This is a genomic window from Corynebacterium sp. KPL1814, from assembly GCF_000478175.1.
In the GTDB taxonomy this organism is placed as follows: Bacteria; Actinomycetota; Actinomycetes; order Mycobacteriales; family Mycobacteriaceae; genus Corynebacterium.
The window spans coordinates 19,881-42,166 of record NZ_KI515777.1 but is presented as its reverse complement, the minus strand read 5'-3'; the positions used below and the strand labels follow the sequence as shown (position 1 = coordinate 42,166).

Below are 22,286 nucleotides of genomic sequence, written 5' to 3'. Positions count from 1 at the left end.
ATGAAAGCTGTAGAAATTCTGGCGTGGCTAGAATCCTTAGCGGCAAATCAGTGGGGCATTATCACTACGGCTCAGGCTCAACGCGAAGGTATTTCTCGCCTCCACATAAATCGCTTGGCAGGGAGCGAGATCCTAACGCGCGCACGCAGAGGCATCTACCTTCTTCCCTCAGTTCAGCTTGGTCCATTAACGGATGTCAGGGAAGCTTGGATATCCCTTGAACCAAATCTATTTGCGGTAGAACGTATAGAAGCCGACAATAAGATCGTTGTGTCTCATGAGTCCGCAGCACTTATCCATAGCATTGGTGATTTGATTCCGAATACACAGACTTTCTCGGCTTCTTTGCGGAAACAAACCAGTCAGAATGATATCCACATTTATGACGATCGTGAAATAGGGGTCGGGGATATAGAAAATATCGACGGATTGCTCGTAACCTCAGTAGAAAAGACGGTGGAGGACCTGGCCTCCCAAATAATGGAATTCAATTATTTGGCGACTCTCGTCGTAGACTCCTTGCGAAAAGAAGGCGTTCGATTAAAGAGCTTGGCAAAGCGGCTTGAACCAGTGTCAGCAGCCTATGGATTCAATTCTGGTAACGATCTTTTGGCTGCGTGTTGGGAAGAAGCAGGGGCTGACGAAGATAATGAAGAGTTCCGAGATCGCTTCTTCATCAGCGCGGGCACTGGTGTGGAGACAAGGAGTTTTAGAGACTCTCGTTAGCCGCAGAGTGCAGTGAAACGGCATAGAAGAAAATGCGCCCACTGGAGCTGCAATCACCACCACGAATTCCCAGAAACGAGGACTAACGTTGCCGGTATGAAGATCGTTGCCCGGTTGCTGTCCGTCCCGCTTGCGCTTGTCGCTTTCCTCGCACTGTGGCTTGCGGTGGCGCCGTTTACGCCGCATATTCCCTATTGGGGCGCGGGTGCGCTCATCGGCCCGCAGTATGTCGGTCCGGTTGTTATCTTTTCCCTATTTCTCCTAGTCCTTGCGGTGCTAGGAAGGTTCGGCTCCCGCAGCTTCTACGTGCCAGGCGCGTTTGCGGCGGTTGCGTTCATTGCAGGCATAGCGCTTTTTGGGACGCAGATTCACGCCGCGAAGGAGCAGGGGACCGACGTAGATATTCGCGCTGCGTTGAGTTGGGCTGGTGTAGAAAGCACCGACGAGGGTCCTGATCACACGGTGGCCTACGATTCTTTCCACGGCGAGGACCTGGATATGGATATTTATAAGCCCAATGATGGCGGCACCCACCCCGTCATGATGTATGTCCACGGCGGCGGCTGGGATCAGATGAACAAGCACTCCCAGGCGTTCAATATGCGGCAGATGGCGCAACGCGGCTACCTCGTATTATCCATCGATTACACGCTGTCCAGCTGGGATCAGCCCACGTGGAAGGTGGCAGCGGGGCAGGTGGGATGCGCGATGAATTGGGCCCACGCCCACGCAGTGGATTATGACGGCGACCCGGAGCGCTTCTTTATGTACGGCGAATCCGCCGGCGGCCAGTTGGTGCTGAATGCGACTGCCGATGCCGCCGCGCACCCCAACCAGCTGCCTTCCGCCGATTGCCCCGGCACGCCGGCCGTTCCCCGCGCCGTGTATGTGGATTCACCGGCCCTCGATGTCCGCCACATCTATGATTCTGACGATCCCTATGCCGCGCAGGGTTCCCGCGATACCGTGCAGAAATACCTGGGTGGAACGCCCGAGGAATATCCAGACCGCGCGGATTTCGTTACCTCGGCTACGCACCTTACTTCGGACATGCCGCCCATCAAGATTGTCCGCAGTGACAACGATCGCCTCGTCCCGCCGGAAAGCTATGACGACTTTCGCCGCATAGCGCATGAAAAGAACATCGACCTGAGCGAGTACGTGCGTCCTCACGCTGACCACGCATCCGCCCTCAGCGCCCACGGAGTGTGGAATCAGCACTTGCTCCAAGCGATGCCCCAATTCTTCGCCGAGCACGATCCGCAAGCTTCTTAGGCTCCCGAAACCCCTGGGGTTATGCGTGGCTTACTTGACTGACCTTGAAGTGCTCGGAAGCGGTTTTGACGGCTCCAAAAGCAGCCCAAGTGACGTGGAGGAGAAGCAAAACAAGCAAGGCGGCGCTGACAGTATCCATCCAGCCCAGGCCCCACGCCAGCGCCGCGGGCTGCGTGGACAGGGTGTGAGTGCCGAGGCAGCAGGTGCCCACGGGGAAGGTGCTGGCCCACCAGCTGGGGTTAAAAGACATTGGGGTGTTTCCAAGAGCGGTACCCCAATGCTTGGCGATGGCATAGACCGACAGCGGCACGCCGAAGCTCAGCATCACTACACCATAGATCATGGCGCGGAAATGCCATTGGTCACCGGCGAGTAGCTGTGCTGCCGCGGTGGACTGGCCGACCAACCCCAGTGGAATCCAAGCGGTGGCGGCGAAGTTAATGGGAACCTTGGGGAAAGTACGCCGGTAAACGAAGGCGAATATCGGCATTCCCGTAACCCAAGCCAAGACGAAGCAGAACACGCCGATGCCGTGGATGACCGAGCTCCACTCGCCAGCGTGCGTTGCCAGCTGTGCCGAAGCAGTGGCGGAAACCATAGGTGCCACCAGCGGAAGCCCTAAGGCAAAGGCGGGATTAGTGGGATGATTGAAGAGAAGATACTTTACATACTTTAAGCAGGTAATCACGCTGAGGACGGTTCCCACGGCCCAACACACAGCGTGAATTGACCAGGCATCAAAGATGAGGGAGTAGGCGCTGCCCAAGGCAAGGATGCCCATGGAAACCATGCCCCATGCAGGCATGTCGTCGGAATGAAAACCTGGATTTCGGTACTTAATGAATCCCGCCGTGAGCGCCAAGAAGACAAGAGTCGCCACGCCGAGCATGATTTCGGCAGGGAGGCGCCCAATCACCGGGCTTAAGTGCGTATCGATGAGGGATGAGGAGATCGATAGTCCCATGAGTCCTCCCGCCCAGGCAGGCCCTAGCGGAGGAATTTTCATGTCATTCCGAACTTTTAACATTTCAGGTTATTTGCTTCCTCATGCTCGTGGGAGACTGCGCAATCCGAACGGAATTCCAATGAATAAATATACTCCTACAAGGGTCGATGATGGAGATCGGGCTTTACCCATGCGTTAATGGAAACCATGTGGCTCGTAGATGGGATGGATTCTGGCGAAGAGGATTAGATTCTCCTTTTCCTTGAAGCTCTTTACTCCCCTCAGTAGACTTATGGTAACGTAACTTAGCTCTGGTGGGAGAAAGAAGTATCGCTGTGGCTCAGATACACGCTGAAGGAACAAAAGAGGCGGGGGAGCATCCCTTGAAAGAAGGCTTGGTGCAGCGCACCTATTGGATGGCGGATCGCGGCGAGCGGCCGCTGACCCGTGGATGGGGTCATGCGCTGGCGGCGTTGCTATCGGTGATCGCCTCCACCGTTCTCATCACGTATGCGTGGATGACGCTGCACTGGTGGCAGGGTCTAGGCGTTACCGTCTATGGCCTAGGATTGGTAGGGCTTTTTGGCGTCTCGGCGCTGTACCACCGCTATCCGTGGCCTAGCCCCCGAGCGGTGCAATGGTGGCGGCGGGCGGACCACGCCACGATTGCGGTATTCATTGCCGCCACATACACCCCGTTGTGTTTGATTGCGTTATCCCCAGCGCAGGCAGCATGGATGCTCGCCATTGCGTGGGCGGGCGCGATCTTGGGCGTGATTTTGAACCTAGTGTGGATTGAGCACCCGCGGTGGCTCGATGTTGTGGTGTACCTAGCGCTGGGCTGGTTGGTGCTGCCGCTACTACCCACGCTGTGGAGTGATGCCGGCGCAGCAGTGGTCTGGCTATTGCTGGCCGGCGGCGTGGTTTACTCCGTAGGTGCGCTGGTCTATGGCTTTAAGTGGCCTGGGCGCAATGCGCGCTACTACGGCTATCACGAGCACTTCCACACCGCGACCATCGCGGCGGCAGTGGTGCACCTCGTGGCGGTATGGCAAGTGGTCGTTGGCGCTGCCTAGACCGTAATTGCCGTGTTATTGAACAGGGCGGCATGCGCCAGGATGATCAATCCTTGCCGCAAATCCGTCTGGTTAACGGTCAGCGAGAATCCGGAAAGTCTCCCACCAGTCTTGTTCGATTTCCTTGGCCTGTGGTGTGGCTAAAACTTCATCCACATCCCCGTTGAGGTCAACATTAGGCAAAAGAACTTCTGCTGGTTGTAGCGGAGGTCGCGGGGTGGGCTCGCCGGAGATCATCGCCTGGGAGAACTCTTGGAGGAGCTCGTTCCAGGCAAGGCCATGACTCAAGTCAGAAAGCCGGGTCGATTCAACTCCGCCGTAAAACGCGATGATGCTATCTACTACTGCACGTTCGTATGTGCTGAGATTGTCGGACAGGCCACCGGGAACATAGGGGACCGGCCAGGGCTCTTTGGTCCCTGCTACCTGCCAGGTTTGAGTGCGCAGTTCGCGGGAAACAGGGCCATGTCGCCACGCTTGAAACTCCGGCTGGAATAATGGGCGACCCGTCCACGCCAGATGCCAGCCTTGGGAGAAGTAGCACAGCTTGTACAGCTTGAGCTTGTCCACATTGGGAATGCGCTCAGTAATGTACTGTCCAACGTCGAAAATTTCTGCCATGCTCTCCTCCTTTCAGTGTCGCGCTAAAGTATACGGCCTCATTCTGCAGTGGGAAAGAGCTTCTGTGCATCCGTTCCCGTGGCAACTGCGGCTGCGAGCAGCATGCGGGCTTGGGGTGCGCGGAGGTTGCCGGAGGGGATGACGCCGGCATCGGCAAGCGTGGCACCGCCACCGGCGCCGCCGTAGATGCCCTCAACGGGCCCGTGATCCACGCGGGTAGTAAGCACGACGGGAACGGACTTGGCGGCTTCCACGGCGGCATTAGCCAGATCGGGGCCGATATTTCCTGAACCCATGCCCTCAATGACGATGGCCTGTGCGCCCTTGGCCAAGGATTGCTCAATGAGATCCGCTGGGGCGCCGGGGTAGGCGGCGATGATGTCCACGCGGACATCGCCAAGCGGAGCGTACTTCAGCGGATCGGGGCGTTCTGGGAATTTCTCCTGGCTGTTGGTAGCAAAGCCATCGGCCTTTTCCGTATCAGATTTGAACGCGCCGCGGGCGGGGATAACCTTGCCGCCAAAGGCGATGAATGCGCCGTGGCCGGCATAGTCCGGGTTGGTGACAGTCTCTACCGCGGTAGCGAGGTTTTCTGGGCCGTCTGGATCATCGTCATCGAACGGGCGCATTGCGCCGGTGAGTACGACGGGTTTATCGCTGTCGTGGAAAGTATCGAGCGCAATGGCGGTTTCTTCCATGGAATCGGTGCCGTGGGTGACGATTACGCCATCGACGTCATCGCGCTCTAGCTGCTCTTGTACGGCGGTGATGATTTTATCGGTATCGGCCAAGGTCATCGCGGAAGAATCCAGGTTGGCAATGTCTTTGACCTCAAGTTCCAACTTGTCTTTGTTGAACTCGGAGTACAGCGGGTCCACCAAGTCAGAGCCCTTGACGGTGGGCACCACCGCGCCCTTGTCATCGTGGGTGCTGGCGATGGTGCCGCCGGTAGAAAGCACCACCACATGCCCCTCGATTTCGGAGCGCTGCTTGGCGTGGGAGCCGCTTGATTTGGTGGAAGTGGTGGAAGAGCTTGTGGCGGAGCTGCTGGCGCTGCTGGAGCTGGTAGCGGAACTAGAACTCGATGCCGTGGAAGATGCTTCTGAGGTCTTTTCCGCGGAGGTAGAAGAAGAGGTAGTCGTCGGCGTAGCCGAAGCCTCATCTTTATCCTCCTGGTTGGCCGGGTTCTGGCAGGAGGCCAGCAGCAGTGCGGAGGCAACTAAAGCGGCGGAGTACTGCACCTTGCGGCGCAGGCGTGGGTTAGACATATCAACTCATTTCTCTAGCGTGGTCTCTGTAACCAATTTAATACCACGCTGGTGCGCGGGCGCCGCGCAAAAGAAAATGTGCTGAAAAATTAATCCACGTGCTGGTAGTGCGGTGCCACGATGAGCGGCTTCGGGGAATATTCGCCGCGCAGCTCGCGCAAGATATTGGCGTGCTCGGCCAAGCGGATATCTTCTTCCGTCTGTGGGGTAAAGGTGCGCGCGGTCAGCGGCTGCCCGTCGCGGTCCAGGGCAATATAGGCCACGGTGGCGTGAATGGCGGTGTTGAGGTTATCGCGGCCGCCGCGGGGATCGCCGGCGCGGACGTGGATGGACATCTGCATGGAGCGGCGGTCCGTGCGCATCATGCGGGCATCGACCTCAATGAGATCGCCGATGGAAATGGGCTTATAAAAGCGGATGCCACCGGCATAGACGGCGACGGTGCGCTCGCCGGACCACTCCATGGTGCAGGCGGTGCCGGCCTCGTCGATCCACTGCATCGCGGTGCCGCCATGCACCTTGCCGCCCCAGTTGACGTCGGTGGGCTTGGCCAAAAAGCGGTTGACCATGCGCGGGGCATCGGAAGGCCCATCGTAGGTCTGCTTATCCATCTCGAGCTCGATGGCCTTGCGCAGCTCGATGCGGGATTTCGCGGCCTCGGCCACGCGCAGGTGCTCATCGGTATCGGGCACGAAGGTGGGCACCGGGGTGGTCTTATCGCTTTCGGGGTCCTTGGCCACGAAGATGACTAGGCAATCGCAAGCGCGGGTGAAAATGCCCTCGCGGGGATCAGCAGACAGCACTTCGTTGATGATGTGCATGGAGGACCGGCCGGTCATCGCGATGCGCGAGCGCACCTCCACGATGTGCCCGGAGGGAATGGGCCGGGTGAAGTGGATATGGCCCACATAGGCGGTCACGCAGTACTGCCCGGACCACTGCACGGCGCAGGCGTAGGCGGCCTTATCGATCCACTCCAGCACGCGTCCGCCATTGATGCCGGGGGCGCCGGCCATGGTGACATCGGTTGGCGATGCCATAAAGCGCAGCGTCAGGGTAGGGGACTTTTGGGTTTCCGCAGCAGCGTCAGTAGGTGACATAAACAATAAGATAACAGTAGCTATGCTGTGGCTATGCCTAAACCCGTAGATCCCGCCGCCACGCGCGCGGCCGTCATCGCCATCAAGGACTGGATTCAGGACCCGGACGGGCAACAAAAGCCAGGCAGGGCCCTGCTTGCCGATGCCGTCCGTCGCACCGCCCGCACCCTCGAGGCCGACGCGCCGGGGCATTCGGTGGAGCTGCGCGTACCCCCATTTGTTGCGGTGCAGTGCATTGAAGGCCCCCGTCACACGCGCGGCACCCCACCCAATGTGGTGGAAATGGATGCGGAGACCTGGCTGCGTTTGGCCACCGGTGTCACGGACTGGGACGAGGTCAAAAACACAGGTCGCGTTGATGCTTCCGGGTCGCGTTCAGGGGAGATTGCACAGTGGCTGCCGATTATTCCGTTAGTTTTCGACGGCCCAACGCGCTAATATAAACGCCGTGGTAGAAGTACATACTCCTAGTATCACTGACCTTGACGATCGTAACGAGGAGGAACCCCGCGAAGAGTGTGGCGTCTTTGGCGTCTGGGCTCCCGGGGAGGAAGTCTCCAAACTTACCTACTTTGGCCTTTTTGCTCTCCAGCACCGCGGCCAAGAAGCCGCCGGCATTGCGGTGGGCGATGATGACCGCATCGTCGTCTTCAAAGACATGGGCCTAGTGGCCAATATTTTCGATGAATCGACCCTTTCTGCCTTAAACGGCAATGTGGCGGTGGGCCATACGCGCTATTCCACGGCCGGTGGCAAGGAATGGTCCAACGTGCAGCCAATGTTTTCCACCTCCTCTACGGGCGTGGATATTGCCTTGGGCCACAACGGCAACCTGGTCAATTACCTCGAGCTGCGCGCAGAGGCCGTCGAGCGCGGCCTGATTAAGCCGCACGAGGAATCGGTTTCTGACTCGATGTGCTTGTCCATGCTGCTTGCCGATGGCGTCGATGACACCACCTCCGTCTTCGACTCCGCCCGCGAGCTCCTGCCGCGGGTGAAGGGCGCATTCTGCTTGACCTTTACCGATGGCCACACCATGTACGCCGCGCGCGACCCGCAAGGCGTGCGCCCGCTGGTGCTGGGCCGACTGGCCAAGGGCTGGGTCGTTGCCTCCGAAACCTGCGCGTTGGATATCTGTGGCGCGCAATTTATTCGCGAAATCGAGCCGGGCGAGCTCGTCGCCATCGATGAGGCGGGCATCCGCTCTGAAAACTTCGCGCCCGTCAAGCGCAGCGGCTGCGTTTTCGAGTACGTGTACTTGGCCCGCCCGGATAGCGATATCAAGGGCCGCTCCGTCAACGCCTCCCGCGTGGAGATCGGCCGCCGCCTGGCCCGCGAATACCCGGTTGAGGATGCAGACCTGGTCATCCCCGTACCGGAATCCGGCAACCCGGCCGCGGTGGGCTACGCCCGCGAATCCGGCATCACCTTCGCCCACGGCTTGGTGAAAAACGCGTATGTGGGCCGCACCTTTATTCAGCCCACGCAGACCCTGCGCCAGCTGGGTATCCGGCTAAAGCTCAACCCGTTGCGCGAGGTCATCGACGGCAAAAAGCTCGTCGTGGTGGATGATTCCATCGTGCGAGGCAATACCCAGCACGCGCTTATCCGCATGCTGCGCGAGGCCGGCGCCGCCGAGGTCCACGTGCGGATTGCCTCCCCGCCGGTGAAGTGGCCGTGCTTTTACGGCATCGACTTCGCTTCGCCCGGCGAGCTCATTGCCAACGCCAGTCCGTCCGATGACCCGGAAGAGATTTGCTCCACCATCTGCGAGACCATCGGCGCTGACTCTTTGGGCTTTGTCTCCATCGATGAAATGGTCGCCGCCACAGAGCAGCCTCGCTCCGAGCTGTGCACCGCCTGCTTCTCCGGCGATTACCCCCTTGGCCTTCCCGCCGGAAACCCCAATGCCGATGCCGTGCGCACCCTGCTCGGAACCCAATAAAAACACTTAAGGAACTTTCAAAAACATGAGTGACAACACCTACGCCGCAGCCGGCGTCAATATCGAAGAAGGCGACCGCGCGGTAAGCCTATTTGCCCCACACGCCAAGCGCGCCACCCGCCCGGAGGTCATGGGCGGCCTCGGCGGCTTTGCGGGGCTCTTCAAGCTGGGCGATTACAAGGAACCCATCCTCGCCGCTGGCTCCGATGGCGTGGGCACCAAGCTCGCCGTTGCGCAGGCCATGGATAAGCACGACACCATCGGCATCGATCTGGTGGCCATGTGCGTCGATGACCTAGTCGTCTGCGGCGCCGAGCCACTATTCCTGCAGGACTACATCGCCGTGGGCAAGGTCGTGCCGGAAAAGGTAGCCGAGGTAGTTAAGGGCATTGCCGAGGGCTGCGTGCAGGCAGGCGCTGCGCTGCTCGGCGGCGAGACCGCCGAACACCCAGGCATGATGGGGGAGAACGAATACGACGTCTCCGCTACCGCCGTCGGCGTGGTTGAGGCCGATGGCGTGTTGGGCCCAGACAACGTGCGCGAGGGCGATGTACTCATCGCCATGGGCTCGTCTGGGCTGCACTCCAATGGCTACTCGCTCGCGCGCCACGTCTTGCTGGAGCAGGCGGGCATGCCGCTAGACGGGTACGTGGAAGAGCTCGGCCGCCCGCTAGGGGAGGAGCTTTTGGAACCCACTCGCATCTACGCCAAGGAATGCTTGGCGCTGGCGCAGGAATGCTCCGTATCCACCTTCTGCCACGTCACCGGCGGCGGGTTGGCCGGCAATCTGGAGCGCGTTATTCCAGAGGGCCTGAGCGCTGAGGTCAACCGCTCCACGTGGAATCCGGGCCAGATCTTTAAGCTCATCTCGTCCATGGGCAAGGTCGAGCTGGCGGAGATGGAAAAGACCTTCAACATGGGCGTGGGCATGATTGCCGTGGTCAATCCGGAGGACCGTGACCGCGCCTTGGCCATGCTCACCGCCCGCCACATCGACGCGTGGGAGCTGGGCAGCGTCCGCGAAGCAGACGGCGAAGAACCGCGCGTTATCATGCAGGGCGAACACTCAAACTTCTAGGTACAAGAGGAAGGCCTTAGGTTAAAAACCTAAGGCCTTTTGTGGATTTATCCGGCGAGCGGAAGATTAGCGCTCGTCGTCGTTGTCCTCATCCCATTCGTCGACATACTCGGCGTAGGGATCATCCTCTTCGTAGTCGTGGGAGTCACCCTCCTGCTGAGCAGCGAGTTCCCGCTGAAGGGACTCGATATCCATCTCGGGTGAGTTGTACTTGAGCTGGCGTGCAACTTTGGTCTGCTTTGCCTTAGCGCGTCCGCGTCCCATGTGCATGACCCCCTTGGGCTAGTAGGGCGCTCCAGGGATTCTTGGGCGCCCCATCGGCTTGTCAATTGTGTATCTTCCTGTAAGACACAATAGCGCGTGTGACGAAAAAATTCCGCACCGGCCCCCCGATGAGTGGAAAATCTACCGCCCGCGCAGCCGGTTTACCGCCTCGCGCCCGGCCTTGGGGCCCTCATCTTCGGGGATGGAGGATGCATCAATCGACGCCGCGGTATCGCCGATTTCCAATGTGCCTGCATCCAGCGCAGAACGCTTTACTAGACCCAAGGCGATGGGGCCGAAGTCGCAGTCATCCACGATGGTTCCAATGCGACCTACCTTACGGCCATTGAATGTAATGTCATCGCCCACATTCGGCCTCTCCGGCGCGGATCCGTCCAAGTGGAGGAGCACCAAGAGGCGAGGAGAGCGGCCCAGGTTCTCCACGCGGGCCACGGTTTCCTGGCCGCGGTAGCAGCCCTTATTCAGGTGTACGTGGGCGGGGTTAGCATCGCTGCGGCTAATCCACTGCGGAACCTCGTGCGGGATGGATTTCTTATCCAAATCTGCGGCGAGCTCCGGCTCGCGGGCGCGCACGCGCTCGGCGGTAAAGGCCATGAGCCCGGCAAGCCGCGCGCCCTCTGCCTCTAGGGCGGCCATGGATTCCACCAACTGTTCGCGCGGAATGCCCAGGTCAATGCGCCTGATTCCCGGCCACTGCACCTCGCGGGAAAAGACTACGGTGGGTGGGGTGGGAATATCGGGTTCACCCAGCAATGTCACGATCGCGATATCTGCTTCTTCGACCGTGACCTCGGACCAAAAGACCATCTTGGTTAAAAAGTCTTGGGCAGACTCGAACTGCGCGGCGGGCAGGTCGAGGTAGAAGTCCTCGCCCGCGCGGGTGATATCCATGTGGTGCAAAATGTGGCCTTGGATATCCAGGTCGAGGGCACCGGCGGAGAAGCCGGAGGGGGCATCGTCAAGCTTCTGCGAGAGCAGGTTATTAAGAAACCCCGGCGCATCAGCACCGCTGACGCGCAGCACGCGGCGCTGCGAGCGGTCGATGGCTATGGTCTCGGTCTCGGCCGCACGCTGTTCCCCGAGGGGATTGCCATAGTGCCAGGCCACACCTTGGGCATCGAGTACAGTCGCGTCCTGGTGCTCGGCGGCACCGGCGCGTTGAAGAAGTGGCGAAGAATAACTCACATCTACCGATGGTAGGGCATAATCGAATCTATGAAACCCTCCCCGCGAAAAGAGCCGGTCATCTACGTCGTGGAACCTTTTGGTGGGTCGGTGCGCAAGCATTCGCCCTCCCTGCCGCTGGTCTATGCTGATGATGCCGCCGTGACCCGCGGCGATGGCATCTTTGAATCGCTTTTGGTTCGCGGCGGTAAGGCGGCCAACCTTGCCCGCCACGCGCAGCGCTTCCGCGATTCGGCGCGGGCGCTCGACTTACCGGAGCCGCCGATGGATAAGTGGGAAGAGGCGACCCGGCTGGCGATTGCGGATTATTGCGGCGCCGATGCCGAGCTTCCCGATGCCAAATGCACCTGGACCTATACCCGCGGCCGGGCTTCGACCGGCGTGCCCACAGCGTGGGTGACGGTGCAGCCGCTTGGCGATGCCCCTCTTCGCCAACGCACCACCGGCGTCACCGTCATGACGAGCCCGCGCCTGTGGCACGTGGCCGAAGAGCTACCGGCCAAGACGCTCAACTACGCCGCGACGATGGCGATGCTGCGCATGGCCAAGGACAAGGGGTACGATGATCTCATCCTGACGGATCCGGATACCGGCGAAATCTTAGAGGGCGCTACCTCTACCGTGGTGGCGGTGCGGGGAAAGAAGCTGCGCACTGCCGCCGGCCGCGGCATTTTGCCCGGCACCACGCAGGCAGCGCTCTTTGATTACGCCCAGGATCGCGGCTATCGCTGCAAGGCCAAGCCGCTGACGGTGGAGTACTTAGAAAAATCCGACTCGGTGTGGTTGGTCTCTTCCGTGCGCGTAGCGGTGCGGGTGACCAAGCTGAATGAAAAAACGTTAAAAGCCCCGGATAATGAGGAAGAAATCCGGGGGCTTATTGATGCCGCGCTAGGGGCCTAGCCAGCTGCTTAGCCTGCGATGCGGGTGAGCTCGGCGGACATATAGGGGCGCATCTCGCCATCGACCATGCGCTCGTCTACCCAACCCAGGTTGTTATTGGGCATGAGTCCGTACATGCGCTTGCCGGGGCCCAGGTTCTTCGGGCCGGTCTCGGTGACCATGGTGGAGGCGGATTCGAGCTGCCAAGCGCGCTCGTTGAAGGGCTCGCCGTAGAAGATTTCCACGATGCCGGTAGAAGAGGTGTAGGTGACCTCGATTTCATCCTTGGCGGAGATGCGCCAGAAACCGGTCTCGCGGGTAGACGGGCCCTGCGGCTTGCCCTCGGTATCGATCTTCCAGGTGCGCGAGCTAAAGGTCAGGTAATTCTCGCCGTCGTGGGCGACGACCAGCTGCTGGCCAAAGGTGTATTCGCTGCCATCGGTGTCGTGGGCTTGGCCCTCGCCCTGCCAGACGCCGACGAGGGGGAGGAGTCCTAGCAATCCATCGTGCAGCGACGGGCCCTGGCGCAGGTTGGCGGTATCGGCGGGAACGGGGGCATCGCCAAGCTCGATGGCGGGGATATTGTGGCTGGCCGCATCCTTCCACTGCTCGGCGGCCTGATTGACCGCATCATTGCCATTGAGCGCGCCGGAGGTGTTTTCCGGGTGGGACGCAGCGGCGGTCTCGACGTTCGGGGTATTGGTATTCTCGTTATTTTCGCTCATGGGCGTCCAGCCTAGTCGTGCCGGGGGTGCTTTAACTACTAGACTGGTCCGTTGTGCATGCGCTGATGATTTCCAATCCCAATTCGACCTCGCAATCCAACGGGCTCTTTCGCCAGATCGTGCCCGCCCTGCGGGCCGTAGAAGGCATGCACCTATTGGTGAAATTCACCCATTACCCAGGGCATGCAGAAGACATCGTTCGGGGGATAACCAGGGATGATTATGATGTCATCATTGCCGTGGGCGGCGATGGCACCGTCAACGAGATTGTCAATGGCCTGCTGGGCCCAGCCGGTGAAGATATCCCCAGCCCGCACGAGGTGCCGGCGCTCGCCGTCATCCCCACCGGGTCCGCGAATGTCTTCGTCCGTGCCCTCGGCTTTCCCAATACGCCGGTCGAGGCCACCCACGTTTTGGCCCGCATGCTAGAGCGCGATCTGCGCCGCACCATTTACCTGGGCACCTGGAACGAACGCTGGTTTGCCGTCAACGCCGGTTTTGGCATGGATGCGGACGTCCTCGCGCGCGTGGACCGCGCCCGTGAACAAGGCTTTTCCGCCACCCCGCTGCGCTACCTCAACGTGGCCATTCGGGCTTGGTTGCGGGCTCGCCGCAACCCGCCACAGATCACGGTGCACGCGGAATCCCGCTTGGGGCAGACGCTTCATAAGAAGGATTTCCCACTCTTGTTTACGTCTAATACCAACCCCTGGACTTTCTTGGGCCCCTTGCCGGTGGTGACCAACCCGCGCAATTCCTTTGATGAGGGGCTGGCGCTTTTCGGCCTAGAAAAGCTCAGTGGCGTGCGTGGGGTCATCGGCCTGCTGCACCTCTTTGGTGCCGATAAGCACGGCTGGCTCAAGCGGCTGGTGAAGGAGAAGACCCTAGGCTTTGATGATGCCAAGCGCGTCGAACTCGATTGCCACTCCCCGCAGCGCTTCCAGGCCGATGGCGAATCCGAGGGGACCTTCCGCCACGTGACGCTGACCTCTGTGGCCGATGCCATCGAGGTCTACGCGCCGCAAGACAGGCGGCAGGTGGCCCAGCGCTCCGTGCAGGAAGTGCTGCGGGACTTTATTCGCCTTCGTTAGGATTCGTCCTCATCTGGGGCAGGACCTACCTTATTGGCGGTATCGGCCGCCTTCTTTTCGGCCTCTTCAACGGCCCGTTGCTCCGAACCCTCGATTTCCAGCGGGGATAGCTGAGCCATCTGGACCTTGATATTGCGGCGCTGGACCTCAAAGTAAAGGGTTCCGCCCTGCAGCCTTACCATCGTGGCCTGCGCCGGCAGCGGGAGCTCGCGCGTATCGAAGTTGAGGGAAAACGCCTCCTTGAGGCGCGGATCATCGGTGCCGTAGACCTCCATGCGAAACTCCGGGCCCACTAGCCGCAGCGTGACCATCGCGGTGGACTTTTCCTTATCGCCGGGCAGGGTGCCGGTAAGCTCTGCCTCGGCAGAAACGCCGCCGGAGGGCGAAATATCATCCGGGTTGGCAATGGAGAGATCGGTAATGCCCAGAAGGCGCCCTAACGCCACGCCGTCCAGGGAAATGCCGCGCGAATATGTGGATACGGGCGCGCCTTCAATATCGCCGTTTACTACCTGCTCAGGGGTAACGGTGATATCGCGCAGCACGGTCGAGGCATTGACCATGCCCAGCTTGGGAACCTCCACGTCGAGCGCCTTGACCTGCAAGTAGGGGATTTCTTTAGAGCCTGCCGCCAACAGGTACGGGGTGCCGCCGATATACACCTGGGGGGAGTTTTCCAGCCGCGAGTTCTCCTTTACCTCCTGGGCAATCTTGTGCTCAGAATGCATGGCCACGCAGGCATCGGCCACCCATGCGGCAAAGACCACGCCCACCAGGATGAGGACGTGGACAATGCGCCGGTCGACTTTGACTACACTCACGCCTTCAAATTTAGCCTACGTATTATGGACACCATGAATATCACCGAAGAAAACCTCCCCGCCTCCCCAGAGCTGGCGGGCAGCCTGGAAGAACTGGCAGCGCACGCGGAAAAGGCCGATGGTATCGCCCCGCTTTCGGAGCAATTCCTCAACGGCCTGCGCGATGAGCGCCTGCACCATAAGCACTTGGTTGCCTGGCTGGACGGCGAACCCATTGGCGCATCGAGTCGCGAGGATTCCACCGCGGAACTTTTTATTGCCCCAGACTATCGCGGCACGGGCTATGGCACCGCGCTTTACGATGCCACCGCTAACGCCACCACCAATCTCGAGACCTGGGCACATGGCAATGGCAAACCGGCTCAAGCCTTGGCTGAATCCCGCGACTTGAATGTCACCCGCACCCTTGTGGTCATGGGCATCGATGGCAGCGATCTAGATAGCGCGGCGCACGTAGGCGAGCTGCCGCTGCAGGCCGCTAATTACAGCGAGGCGGTGGACAAGTGGGGCAAGGACACCGTGGAAAGCGAGTGGCTGCGCGTTAATAACGAGGCCTTTTCTTGGCACCCAGAGCAAGGCGGCTGGGATTTAGAGCGCCTGCACCGCGGCATGGAGGCCGAGTGGTTTGATCCCCGGGATGTCTTGTTCTTCTGGGACGAGAAAGAGCAGGGGCACCCGACCCTGGCCGGTTTCCACTGGACCAAGTGGCACGAGGAGGAAGATCCCGGTTTTGGCGAGGTCTACGTGGTGGGCCTTGCGGAGGCGTACCGCGGCCAAAAATTAGGCGGACCATTGCTGCAGATTGGCCTGCGCCGCATGGTAGAAAAGGGAGCTCAGCGGGTTATTTTGTACGTGGAAGCGGACAATGAACCGGCACTGAAGGCCTACAAGCGCCTAGGCTTTTCCGTTGATGAAGAGCATGTCGTCTGGGGCTAGTGTGATTAAGGTCATGTCAACTTTCTAGCTTGTTCATTAATTGTTTACCTCACGGCACCCTGCTGGTTAATTCCTCCGGTTAGCTTTACTGATTGTGAGAAAGCCGCACCTGCGCACCTGCACCCCGCTTCCGAAGAGCGGACGTGGGATGTAAGTTCCCCTTTTTTATGGGGATGCGGTTTCCTCGGACAATCAATCTCTGATCTGCACCGGAAAGGGTTTTCCCGTGATTCGCAACTTCAAGCGCTCTGCCGCTATCTTCGGCCTCGTGGTCGCTACCTCTACCGCTCTCGTAGCTTGTTCTGAGGACACCTCCTCTGACTCCTCGGGTTCCTCCGACGGCAGCGGCGTCGCTGGCGAGCTTGTTGGTGAGGGCGCATCCTCCCAGCAGAACGCAATGTCCTACTTCGGCACCGCCTTCGCAGAGGACAACCCAGACGCAAACCTGTCCTACACCGCTTCCGGTTCCGGTAAGGGTGTTGAGGCTTTCATCAACGGCCAGGCAGACTTCGCTGGTTCTGACTCCCCGTTGAAGGAAGACGACGGCCAGATTGAGGCCGCCAAGGAGCGTTGCGATGGCAACGACGCATGGCACCTGCCTTCCACCATCGGCCCGGTTGCCATTGCTTATAACCTGGGTGACCAAGAGATCAACCTCTCCACCGATACCATTGCCAAGATCTTCAAGGGCGAGATCAAGAAGTGGAACGACGAGGCCATCGCCGCTGATAACGAGGGCGCAGACCTGCCGGACACCGACATCCACGTCATCTTCCGCTCTGACGAGTCCGGTACCTCCGATAACTTCCAGAAGTTCCTGAACGCCTCCACCGGTAACTGGGACGGCGAAGGCAAGCAGTTCCCTGACGCTGTAGGTGAGGGCGCAAACGGTTCCTCCGGCGTTGCTGACCAGGTAGCAAACATCGAGGGTGCTATCACCTACGTTGAGGCCGGCTTCGCTGACCAGAAGGAAGCTGACGGCGTCAAGAAGGCCAAGATCGACTTTGGCAACGGCCCGGTTGAGCTGAATGACGACACCGTCAACAAGGCACTGGAGAACCTGGAGTTCAAGGACACCGCTTCTGAGAACGACATGGTCGTTGACTCCAAGGCTCTCTTCGCTTCCGATGTTGAGGGTGCATACCCGCTCATCCTGACCACCTACAACATCGTCTGCTCCGCTGGCTACGATGACGAGACCGCTGAATTGGTCAAGACCTTCTTCAACGACGTTCTGGATCACCAGGATGACCAGTTGGCAGAGCAGGGCTTCATCCCAGTTAAGGGTGACCACCTTGACCGCCTGAAGAGCGCTGTTGACGCACTGCAGTAACGCGTAAACCCCGCTTTACCTCGCGAAATCACATTCCGCCCGCCCCCACTGCCGCCCTCGAGACGCGCTTTGGGGGCGCAGGCATGTACATCGCATGTCCCTTTGTTCCACTTCAAATAAGGATTAATACGTCTCATGGCAGACAATAATCTCACCCAGGCATCGACCTCGGAGGCCCTTCCCGTCTCTGGCGCCGAACAGCCTCATACCCGTGGCGATAATGAGACTGACTTGGCTACCTCCAGCTCCGGTAGCTCCGTCAAGCGCCCCGGTGACCGCATTTTCGAATTCCTCTCCACGGCCTCTGCCACGCTGATTACCGTGATGATCGCGGCGATTGCCGCCTTCCTCATCTGGCGTGCCGTCCCCGCGCTCAGCGTGAACGAGAATGGCCTACTGGGCTTTTTCACCCACGGTGAACGCTGGGAGACCACCGATACTTCTGCGATGAAGTTCGGTATCCCGACCATGTTCGGCACCACCGTCCTCATCTCGGTATTCGCGCTGATTCTGGCCATGCCAGTCGCGCTTGCGATTGCCATCTTCTTGTCCAACTACGCCCCGGCCCGCTTGGTTAAGCCACTGGGTTTCTTGGTGGACATGCTGGCCGCAGTGCCGTCCATCGTCTACGGCCTGTGGGGTTGGCAGGTCCTTGGCCCAGCCCTGTCCAGTTTCTACACCTGGATGGAGTCCTGGGCCGGTGGGTTCTTCCTGTTTACTCATTACGATAATTCGCCCGCCTTTGCTACCGGCCGCAACCTCTTCACCGGTGGCATCGTGCTCGCCGTGATGATTTTGCCGATTATCGCCGCCACCGCCCGCGAGGTCTTCGTGCAAACGCCTCCGGGCCAGATCGAGTCCGCCTTGGCACTGGGCGCTACGCGCTGGGAAGTCATCCGCATGACCGTCCTGCCCTTCGGCATGTCCGGCTACGTCGCCGGCTCCATGCTGGGCTTGGGCCGCGCTCTGGGTGAGACCATGGCGCTGTACATGGTGGTCTCGCCCCTGGTGGACTTCCGCTTCTCGCTTTTCGATGGCGGTACCACTTTCGCCACGGCCATCGCCCTCGCGGCCGCCGAGTTCGGTAACGAGACGCGCGCCGGTGCCTATATCGCCGCCGGTTTGATGCTGTTCTTGCTGACGTTTGTCGTCAACGCCATTGCCCGCGCCATCGTGAAGAGCAAGTAAGGAAGGACAACAATGACTACTACGACAAATAACAAGCCCGCCTCCGCTGGTGGGGCAACCTTCCTGGACATCTCCGGTTCCCGCAAGGCGGCTAATAGCATTGCCACCGTCGTTGTATGGGGCGCTATGGCTTTGGCGATGGTCCCTCTGATCTGGGTGCTGTGGGAGCTCATTGCTCGCGGTAGCGGCGTGATTTTCTCCGCTGACTGGTGGACGCTGTCCCAGCGTGGCGTGATGAATAGCGCCGAAGGCGGCGGTGCCGCCCACGCCATCGTCGGTACCTTCGTGCAAACCGCCCTGGCTTCCATCCTCTCCATCCCGATCGGTATCTTCACCGCCATCTACTTGGTGGAATACTCTAAGGGTGGCTGGCTCGGCCGCATCACCACGTTCATGGTGGACATCCTGTCCGGCGTGCCCTCCATCGTGGCCGCGCTATTCATCTTCGCCATGTGGATCACGCTCTTCGGCTTTGGACGTTCCGGCTTTGCCGTCGCCCTGTCCTTGGTCCTATTGATGATCCCCATCGTGGTGCGCAATACCGAAGAGATGCTGCGCGTGGTTCCCATGGACCTTCGCGAGGCCTCCTATGCCCTCGGCGTGCCCAAGTGGAAGACCATTGCACGCATCGTGCTGCCGACAGCCCTGTCCGGCATCGTGACCGGCATCATGCTGGCCATTGCTCGCGTGATGGGTGAATCCTCGCCAGTGCTGGTCTTGGTTGGTTCCTCCTCGGTCATCAACTGGGATGCGTTTAAGGGCTCGCAGTCCTCACTGCCGCTGATGATGCTTGATATGTACAAGGCGGGCGCGCAGCCTGCCGTGCTGGATAAGCTGTGGGGCGCAGCGCTGACGCTGGTTATCCTCATCGCCATCCTCAATATTGCGGCGCGAGTAATTTCCGCGAAGTTCTCGGTCAAGAAATAGCCGCACACGATTCCGCCACTTTTACACCCCTCAAGAGGAGAAACCTCCACAATGTCTAAGCTCGAGCTCAATGACGTCGATATTTTCTACGGCGATTTTCACGCCGTACAGAACGTAAATATGCAGATCCCGGCACAGGCCGTGACCGCCTTCATCGGCCCGTCCGGCTGCGGTAAGTCCACCGTGCTGCGCACCTTGAACCGCATGCACGAGGTCATCCCTGGTGCATCCGTCAAGGGCGAGATCCTGCTCGATGGCACCAATATCTACGGGCCCAAGGTCGACCCAGTTTCCGTGCGCAATACCATCGGCATGGTATTCCAGAAGGCTAACCCATTTCCCACCATGTCCATCGAGGACAACGTGGTTGCTGGCCTGAAGCTGTCTGGTGAAAAGAATAAGAAGAAGCTCAAGGAAGTAGCCGAACAGTCCCTGCGCGGCGCTAACCTCTGGGACGAGGTCAAGGACCGCCTGGATAAGCCGGGCGGCGGCCTCTCCGGCGGTCAGCAGCAGCGCCTGTGCATCGCCCGCGCGATTGCCGTGGAACCAGAAGTGCTGCTGATGGACGAGCCCTGCTCTGCTCTGGACCCGATTTCCACCTTGGCCGTGGAGGATCTTATCCACGAGCTGAAGGAAAACTTCACGATCGTCATCGTGACCCACAACATGCAGCAGGCCGCCCGCGTGTCCGATAAGACCGGCTTCTTCTCCCTAGAAGCTACCGGCAAGCCGGGACACCTGGTGGAGTTCGATGAAACCACCCGAATCTTTGAGAACCCTTCCCAGAAGGAAACCGAAGACTACATCTCTGGCCGCTTCGGCTAAAGGTAGACTCTGATTGTCCGAAAAGGGCGGTACCTCCAGCGCAGGAAGGTACCGCCCTTGTGGCAGTTTTATTAGCGTTTATTAGCGGCGGAATTGGCGCTCTAATTCGCTCATGCGGGCCTCGAACTCGGCGTCCTTTTGGTCCTCTTGGAGCTTTCTTTCAAACTCTTCTGGCAATAGGCCGGTGGCAAAGTAAATGATGCGCCCAGCCACGGAGACGCAGTGGTCCGCGTAGCGCTCGTAGTAGCGGGTAATCTGCGCCGTCTCTACGGCCTGGCGCACTGTTCCTTCCCAGTCGCGCTGGGTGAGGATGCGCAGCAGGTGGTGGTTAATATCGTCCACCGCATCATCATCGGAACGCAGGTTGACGGAGAGCTCGGCATCAGGGGTGACCAAAATATCGTGCACCACCGAACCCATTTCCTGGGTCAGGCGGAACATCTCTTCCATGAATCCGAGGTATTCAGCGGGCACGACGGCCTCAGGGTGGCGGCGGCGCGCGGCATCGGCAATGTGCTGGGCTAGTTGGCCCATGCGGAAAAGATCCTCAACGATGTAGATGGAAGAGACCACCTGGCGCAGATCCTGGGCCATGGGATTTTCTAGAGCCAGAAGCTTTACCGCGCGTTCGGAGCAGCGGGAGCGAATCTCATCGAGTTCCTCGGTGAGGCTAAGCGCTTCCTCCGCGGGTTCCAGGGCGCAATCGAGCAGCGCCTGGGAGGCCTGATCCATGATGGTGCGGACGGTATCGCACATGACGATGAGATCGTGCGAGAAGTTGTCCAGATGTTCACGGTAGGCAGTACGCATGCAGGAAATGATAGCTCACAAACCGCGCAAATGCTTGCTGAGTCACACCAGTGTGGGTTTAGCCGCCGGAGTTATAAATATCAGCGCCGACCGGAACGAATTCATCCTCGGGGTCATCGAGCCAGCCATCGGGAAGCGCGACCTTGGAGGGCGAGCCCTGGCGCCCGCGCGCACCATCGGCATCGGCAGCCAAAGCATCAGAATCCGCCCAGGGAGCCAGCAATTTGCGCAGGCTCTCTAAGGAATCCACCTTGGCCAAGCCGGCGCGCACCTGCCCGCCGACGGGGAAGCCACGCAGGTACCAGCCAATGTGCTTGCGGATGTCCCTGGATGCGTGGTCCTCGCCCTCATGCTGCGCGAGCAGTTCCGCGTGGCGAAGAATAACCTGGGTGACTTCGCCCAAGGTGGGCTCGGCGGGGATCGACTCGCCGCGCAGGGCGGCGCCCAGCTCCGCGAAAAGCCACGGCCGGCCCAGGCAGCCGCGGCCCACCTGCACGCCATCACAGCCGGTGGCCTCCATCATGCGGCGGGCGTCATCGGCGCGGAAAATATCGCCATTGCCCAGCACCGGAACGCCGGTGTCCGCGAGGTGCTCCTTGAGCCGGGCGATCTCATCCCACCTAGCATCGCCGGAATAACGTTGCGCGGCCGTGCGCCCGTGCAAGGTAACGGCGGCGGCGCCGGAATCCACGGCAATGCGCCCGGCGTCGAGGTGCGTATGGTGCTCGTCATCAATGCCCACGCGCATCTTCACCGTGACGGGGATATTCGTGCCCTCGGTGGCCTTGACGGCGGCGGAGACGATATTGCCAAAGAGGCGGCGCTTATAAGGCAGGGCAGAGCCGCCGCCACGCCTGGTTACCTTGGGAACGGGGCAGCCAAAGTTCATGTCGATGTGGTCAGCCACATTCTCATCCACGATGATCTTGGCTGCTTTATAGGTGTATTCCGGATCCACCGTATAAATCTGCAGGGAACGCGGATCTTCCTCCGGGGCAAAGGTGGTCATGTGCATGGTTTTCTCGTTGCGCTCCACTAGGGCGCGCGCGGTGACCATCTCGCAGACATACAAGCCCGACACCGTTCCGGTGCGGGCCAGCTCCTGTTCCCGGCACAACGTGCGGAAGGCGACGTTGGTTACCCCCGCCATGGGGGCGAGGATGACGGGGGAGGAGAGGTCATAGTTTCCAATGCGCAAATTCACGCCCTAATTGTGCTCGTTAACGGCGGAATTTAGCAACTAGCA

23 protein-coding genes are annotated in these 22,286 nt (G+C 59.9%); 13 read left to right on the top strand and 10 right to left on the bottom strand.

Annotation, left to right across the window (positions count from 1 at the left end):
• Window positions 1–726 (top strand): type IV toxin-antitoxin system AbiEi family antitoxin domain-containing protein, encoded by a 726-nt coding sequence (locus HMPREF1257_RS08300; protein ID WP_023023847.1) that lies wholly within the window; start codon window positions 1–3, stop codon window positions 724–726.
• A 96-nt stretch (window positions 727–822) separates the two neighbouring features.
• Entirely contained in the window at window positions 823–2,001 is a 1,179-nt protein-coding gene (locus HMPREF1257_RS08295) for an alpha/beta hydrolase (RefSeq protein ID WP_023023846.1), read from the top strand.
• 19 nt (window positions 2,002–2,020) lie between these two features.
• Here HMPREF1257_RS08295 and HMPREF1257_RS08290 read toward each other — a convergent pair whose 3' ends face one another.
• Window positions 2,021–3,007: a TDT family transporter gene (locus HMPREF1257_RS08290; protein WP_255342574.1), complete on the bottom strand. Its 987-nt coding sequence runs from the start codon at window positions 3,005–3,007 to the stop codon at window positions 2,021–2,023.
• Window positions 3,008–3,363: 356 nt separating this feature from the next.
• Here HMPREF1257_RS08290 and HMPREF1257_RS08285 point away from each other — a divergent pair, with 356 nt between their 5' ends.
• Window positions 3,364–4,023: a hemolysin III family protein gene (locus tag HMPREF1257_RS08285; protein WP_232208563.1), complete on the top strand. Its 660-nt coding sequence runs from the start codon at window positions 3,364–3,366 to the stop codon at window positions 4,021–4,023.
• A gap of 72 nt (window positions 4,024–4,095) precedes the next feature.
• On the opposite strand, the gene HMPREF1257_RS08280 is transcribed toward HMPREF1257_RS08285, so the two are convergent.
• From HMPREF1257_RS08280 to HMPREF1257_RS08270, 3 genes are all read right to left on the bottom strand, one after another.
• Window positions 4,096–4,644: a Panacea domain-containing protein gene (locus tag HMPREF1257_RS08280; RefSeq protein WP_023023841.1), complete on the bottom strand. Its 549-nt coding sequence runs from the start codon at window positions 4,642–4,644 to the stop codon at window positions 4,096–4,098.
• Between the two features lie 38 nt (window positions 4,645–4,682).
• On the bottom strand, window positions 4,683–5,912 hold the full coding sequence (locus tag HMPREF1257_RS08275; RefSeq protein ID WP_023023840.1) for an asparaginase: 1,230 nt from the start codon (window positions 5,910–5,912) through the stop codon (window positions 4,683–4,685).
• Window positions 5,913–6,001: 89 nt separating this feature from the next.
• Window positions 6,002–7,012 (bottom strand): acyl-CoA thioesterase, encoded by a 1,011-nt coding sequence (locus HMPREF1257_RS08270; protein WP_023023838.1) that lies wholly within the window; start codon window positions 7,010–7,012, stop codon window positions 6,002–6,004.
• Window positions 7,013–7,045: 33 nt separating this feature from the next.
• Between HMPREF1257_RS08270 and HMPREF1257_RS08265 the strand changes: the two genes are divergently transcribed.
• Genes HMPREF1257_RS08265 through purM form a run of 3 tightly spaced genes read left to right on the top strand, consistent with a single transcriptional unit; the run spans window position 7,046 to window position 10,035 of the window.
• Window positions 7,046–7,450, top strand: coding sequence for a sterol carrier family protein (locus tag HMPREF1257_RS08265; RefSeq protein ID WP_023023837.1), 405 nt, complete (start codon window positions 7,046–7,048; stop codon window positions 7,448–7,450).
• 10 nt (window positions 7,451–7,460) lie between these two features.
• The gene (purF, locus tag HMPREF1257_RS08260; RefSeq protein WP_023023835.1) at window positions 7,461–8,957 is read left to right on the top strand and encodes an amidophosphoribosyltransferase; all 1,497 of its coding nucleotides are present in this window, start codon (window positions 7,461–7,463) and stop codon (window positions 8,955–8,957) included.
• Window positions 8,958–8,982: 25 nt separating this feature from the next.
• Complete coding sequence (gene purM / locus HMPREF1257_RS08255) at window positions 8,983–10,035, top strand: phosphoribosylformylglycinamidine cyclo-ligase (RefSeq protein ID WP_023023832.1); 1,053 nt, start codon at window positions 8,983–8,985, stop codon at window positions 10,033–10,035.
• Between the two features lie 66 nt (window positions 10,036–10,101).
• Here purM and HMPREF1257_RS08250 read toward each other — a convergent pair whose 3' ends face one another.
• Both HMPREF1257_RS08250 and HMPREF1257_RS08245 read right to left on the bottom strand, forming a co-directional pair.
• Window positions 10,102–10,299 carry a DUF3073 domain-containing protein gene (locus HMPREF1257_RS08250; protein WP_023023830.1) on the bottom strand — a complete coding sequence of 66 codons (198 nt, stop codon included), beginning with the start codon at window positions 10,297–10,299 and terminating at the stop codon, window positions 10,102–10,104.
• Between the two features lie 141 nt (window positions 10,300–10,440).
• Window positions 10,441–11,505 (bottom strand): folate-binding protein YgfZ, encoded by a 1,065-nt coding sequence (locus HMPREF1257_RS08245; RefSeq protein ID WP_023023828.1) that lies wholly within the window; start codon window positions 11,503–11,505, stop codon window positions 10,441–10,443.
• Between the two features lie 30 nt (window positions 11,506–11,535).
• Here HMPREF1257_RS08245 and HMPREF1257_RS08240 point away from each other — a divergent pair, with 30 nt between their 5' ends.
• The gene (locus tag HMPREF1257_RS08240) at window positions 11,536–12,405 is read left to right on the top strand and encodes an aminodeoxychorismate lyase (RefSeq protein WP_023023826.1); all 870 of its coding nucleotides are present in this window, start codon (window positions 11,536–11,538) and stop codon (window positions 12,403–12,405) included.
• Between the two features lie 8 nt (window positions 12,406–12,413).
• Here the strand turns inward: HMPREF1257_RS08240 and HMPREF1257_RS08235 are convergent, their stop codons facing one another.
• Window positions 12,414–13,109 carry an FABP family protein gene (locus HMPREF1257_RS08235; RefSeq protein WP_023023824.1) on the bottom strand — a complete coding sequence of 232 codons (696 nt, stop codon included), beginning with the start codon at window positions 13,107–13,109 and terminating at the stop codon, window positions 12,414–12,416.
• A gap of 53 nt (window positions 13,110–13,162) precedes the next feature.
• Between HMPREF1257_RS08235 and HMPREF1257_RS08230 the strand changes: the two genes are divergently transcribed.
• Window positions 13,163–14,200: a diacylglycerol kinase family protein gene (locus HMPREF1257_RS08230; RefSeq protein ID WP_156904627.1), complete on the top strand. Its 1,038-nt coding sequence runs from the start codon at window positions 13,163–13,165 to the stop codon at window positions 14,198–14,200.
• On the opposite strand, the gene HMPREF1257_RS08225 is transcribed toward HMPREF1257_RS08230, so the two are convergent.
• Complete coding sequence (locus HMPREF1257_RS08225) at window positions 14,197–15,021, bottom strand: DUF2993 domain-containing protein (RefSeq protein ID WP_023023819.1); 825 nt, start codon at window positions 15,019–15,021, stop codon at window positions 14,197–14,199. The two genes, HMPREF1257_RS08230 and HMPREF1257_RS08225, sit on opposite strands and share 4 nt — an antisense overlap.
• Window positions 15,022–15,054: 33 nt before the next feature.
• On the opposite strand from HMPREF1257_RS08225, the gene mshD reads away from it, so the two are divergent.
• The 5 genes from mshD to pstB all read left to right on the top strand — a co-directional run bounded on the left by mshD (window position 15,055) and on the right by pstB (window position 20,230).
• Complete coding sequence (gene mshD / locus HMPREF1257_RS08220; RefSeq protein ID WP_034659565.1) at window positions 15,055–15,957, top strand: mycothiol synthase; 903 nt, start codon at window positions 15,055–15,057, stop codon at window positions 15,955–15,957.
• 226 nt (window positions 15,958–16,183) lie between these two features.
• Complete coding sequence (gene pstS / locus HMPREF1257_RS08215; protein WP_023023815.1) at window positions 16,184–17,290, top strand: phosphate ABC transporter substrate-binding protein PstS; 1,107 nt, start codon at window positions 16,184–16,186, stop codon at window positions 17,288–17,290.
• A 135-nt stretch (window positions 17,291–17,425) separates the two neighbouring features.
• Window positions 17,426–18,478, top strand: coding sequence for a phosphate ABC transporter permease subunit PstC (gene pstC / locus HMPREF1257_RS08210; RefSeq protein WP_023023813.1), 1,053 nt, complete (start codon window positions 17,426–17,428; stop codon window positions 18,476–18,478).
• Between the two features lie 12 nt (window positions 18,479–18,490).
• A complete protein-coding gene (pstA, locus tag HMPREF1257_RS08205) occupies window positions 18,491–19,405 on the top strand; it encodes a phosphate ABC transporter permease PstA (protein ID WP_023023811.1) in 915 nt (304 codons plus the stop codon).
• A 51-nt stretch (window positions 19,406–19,456) separates the two neighbouring features.
• Entirely contained in the window at window positions 19,457–20,230 is a 774-nt protein-coding gene (gene pstB / locus HMPREF1257_RS08200; RefSeq protein WP_005279626.1) for a phosphate ABC transporter ATP-binding protein PstB, read from the top strand.
• An 81-nt stretch (window positions 20,231–20,311) separates the two neighbouring features.
• Here pstB and phoU read toward each other — a convergent pair whose 3' ends face one another.
• Together phoU and dusB are read right to left on the bottom strand one after the other, a co-directional pair.
• Window positions 20,312–21,040: a phosphate signaling complex protein PhoU gene (gene phoU, locus HMPREF1257_RS08195; RefSeq protein ID WP_023023809.1), complete on the bottom strand. Its 729-nt coding sequence runs from the start codon at window positions 21,038–21,040 to the stop codon at window positions 20,312–20,314.
• 58 nt (window positions 21,041–21,098) lie between these two features.
• Complete coding sequence (dusB, locus tag HMPREF1257_RS08190; protein ID WP_023023807.1) at window positions 21,099–22,244, bottom strand: tRNA dihydrouridine synthase DusB; 1,146 nt, start codon at window positions 22,242–22,244, stop codon at window positions 21,099–21,101.
• Window positions 22,245–22,286: the final 42 nt, after the last annotated feature.

What these genes read in the sequence shown, in the direction of transcription:
- HMPREF1257_RS08300 (WP_023023847.1), top strand. Translation starts at nt 1, where the DNA reads ATGAAAGCTGTAGAAATTCTGGCGTGGCTAGAATCCTTAGCGGCAAAT.
- HMPREF1257_RS08295 (WP_023023846.1), top strand. Translation starts at nt 823, where the DNA reads ATGAAGATCGTTGCCCGGTTGCTGTCCGTCCCGCTTGCGCTTGTCGCT.
- HMPREF1257_RS08290 (WP_255342574.1), bottom strand. Translation starts at nt 3,007, where the DNA reads ATGAAAATTCCTCCGCTAGGGCCTGCCTGGGCGGGAGGACTCATGGGA.
- HMPREF1257_RS08285 (WP_232208563.1), top strand. Translation starts at nt 3,364, where the DNA reads ATGGCGGATCGCGGCGAGCGGCCGCTGACCCGTGGATGGGGTCATGCG.
- HMPREF1257_RS08280 (WP_023023841.1), bottom strand. Translation starts at nt 4,644, where the DNA reads ATGGCAGAAATTTTCGACGTTGGACAGTACATTACTGAGCGCATTCCC.
- HMPREF1257_RS08275 (WP_023023840.1), bottom strand. Translation starts at nt 5,912, where the DNA reads ATGTCTAACCCACGCCTGCGCCGCAAGGTGCAGTACTCCGCCGCTTTA.
- HMPREF1257_RS08270 (WP_023023838.1), bottom strand. Translation starts at nt 7,012, where the DNA reads ATGTCACCTACTGACGCTGCTGCGGAAACCCAAAAGTCCCCTACCCTG.
- HMPREF1257_RS08265 (WP_023023837.1), top strand. Translation starts at nt 7,046, where the DNA reads ATGCCTAAACCCGTAGATCCCGCCGCCACGCGCGCGGCCGTCATCGCC.
- purM (WP_023023832.1), top strand. Translation starts at nt 8,983, where the DNA reads ATGAGTGACAACACCTACGCCGCAGCCGGCGTCAATATCGAAGAAGGC.
- HMPREF1257_RS08250 (WP_023023830.1), bottom strand. Translation starts at nt 10,299, where the DNA reads ATGGGACGCGGACGCGCTAAGGCAAAGCAGACCAAAGTTGCACGCCAG.
- HMPREF1257_RS08240 (WP_023023826.1), top strand. Translation starts at nt 11,536, where the DNA reads ATGAAACCCTCCCCGCGAAAAGAGCCGGTCATCTACGTCGTGGAACCT.
- HMPREF1257_RS08235 (WP_023023824.1), bottom strand. Translation starts at nt 13,109, where the DNA reads ATGAGCGAAAATAACGAGAATACCAATACCCCGAACGTCGAGACCGCC.
- mshD (WP_034659565.1), top strand. Translation starts at nt 15,055, where the DNA reads ATGAATATCACCGAAGAAAACCTCCCCGCCTCCCCAGAGCTGGCGGGC.
- pstC (WP_023023813.1), top strand. Translation starts at nt 17,426, where the DNA reads ATGGCAGACAATAATCTCACCCAGGCATCGACCTCGGAGGCCCTTCCC.
- pstA (WP_023023811.1), top strand. Translation starts at nt 18,491, where the DNA reads ATGACTACTACGACAAATAACAAGCCCGCCTCCGCTGGTGGGGCAACC.
- pstB (WP_005279626.1), top strand. Translation starts at nt 19,457, where the DNA reads ATGTCTAAGCTCGAGCTCAATGACGTCGATATTTTCTACGGCGATTTT.
- phoU (WP_023023809.1), bottom strand. Translation starts at nt 21,040, where the DNA reads ATGCGTACTGCCTACCGTGAACATCTGGACAACTTCTCGCACGATCTC.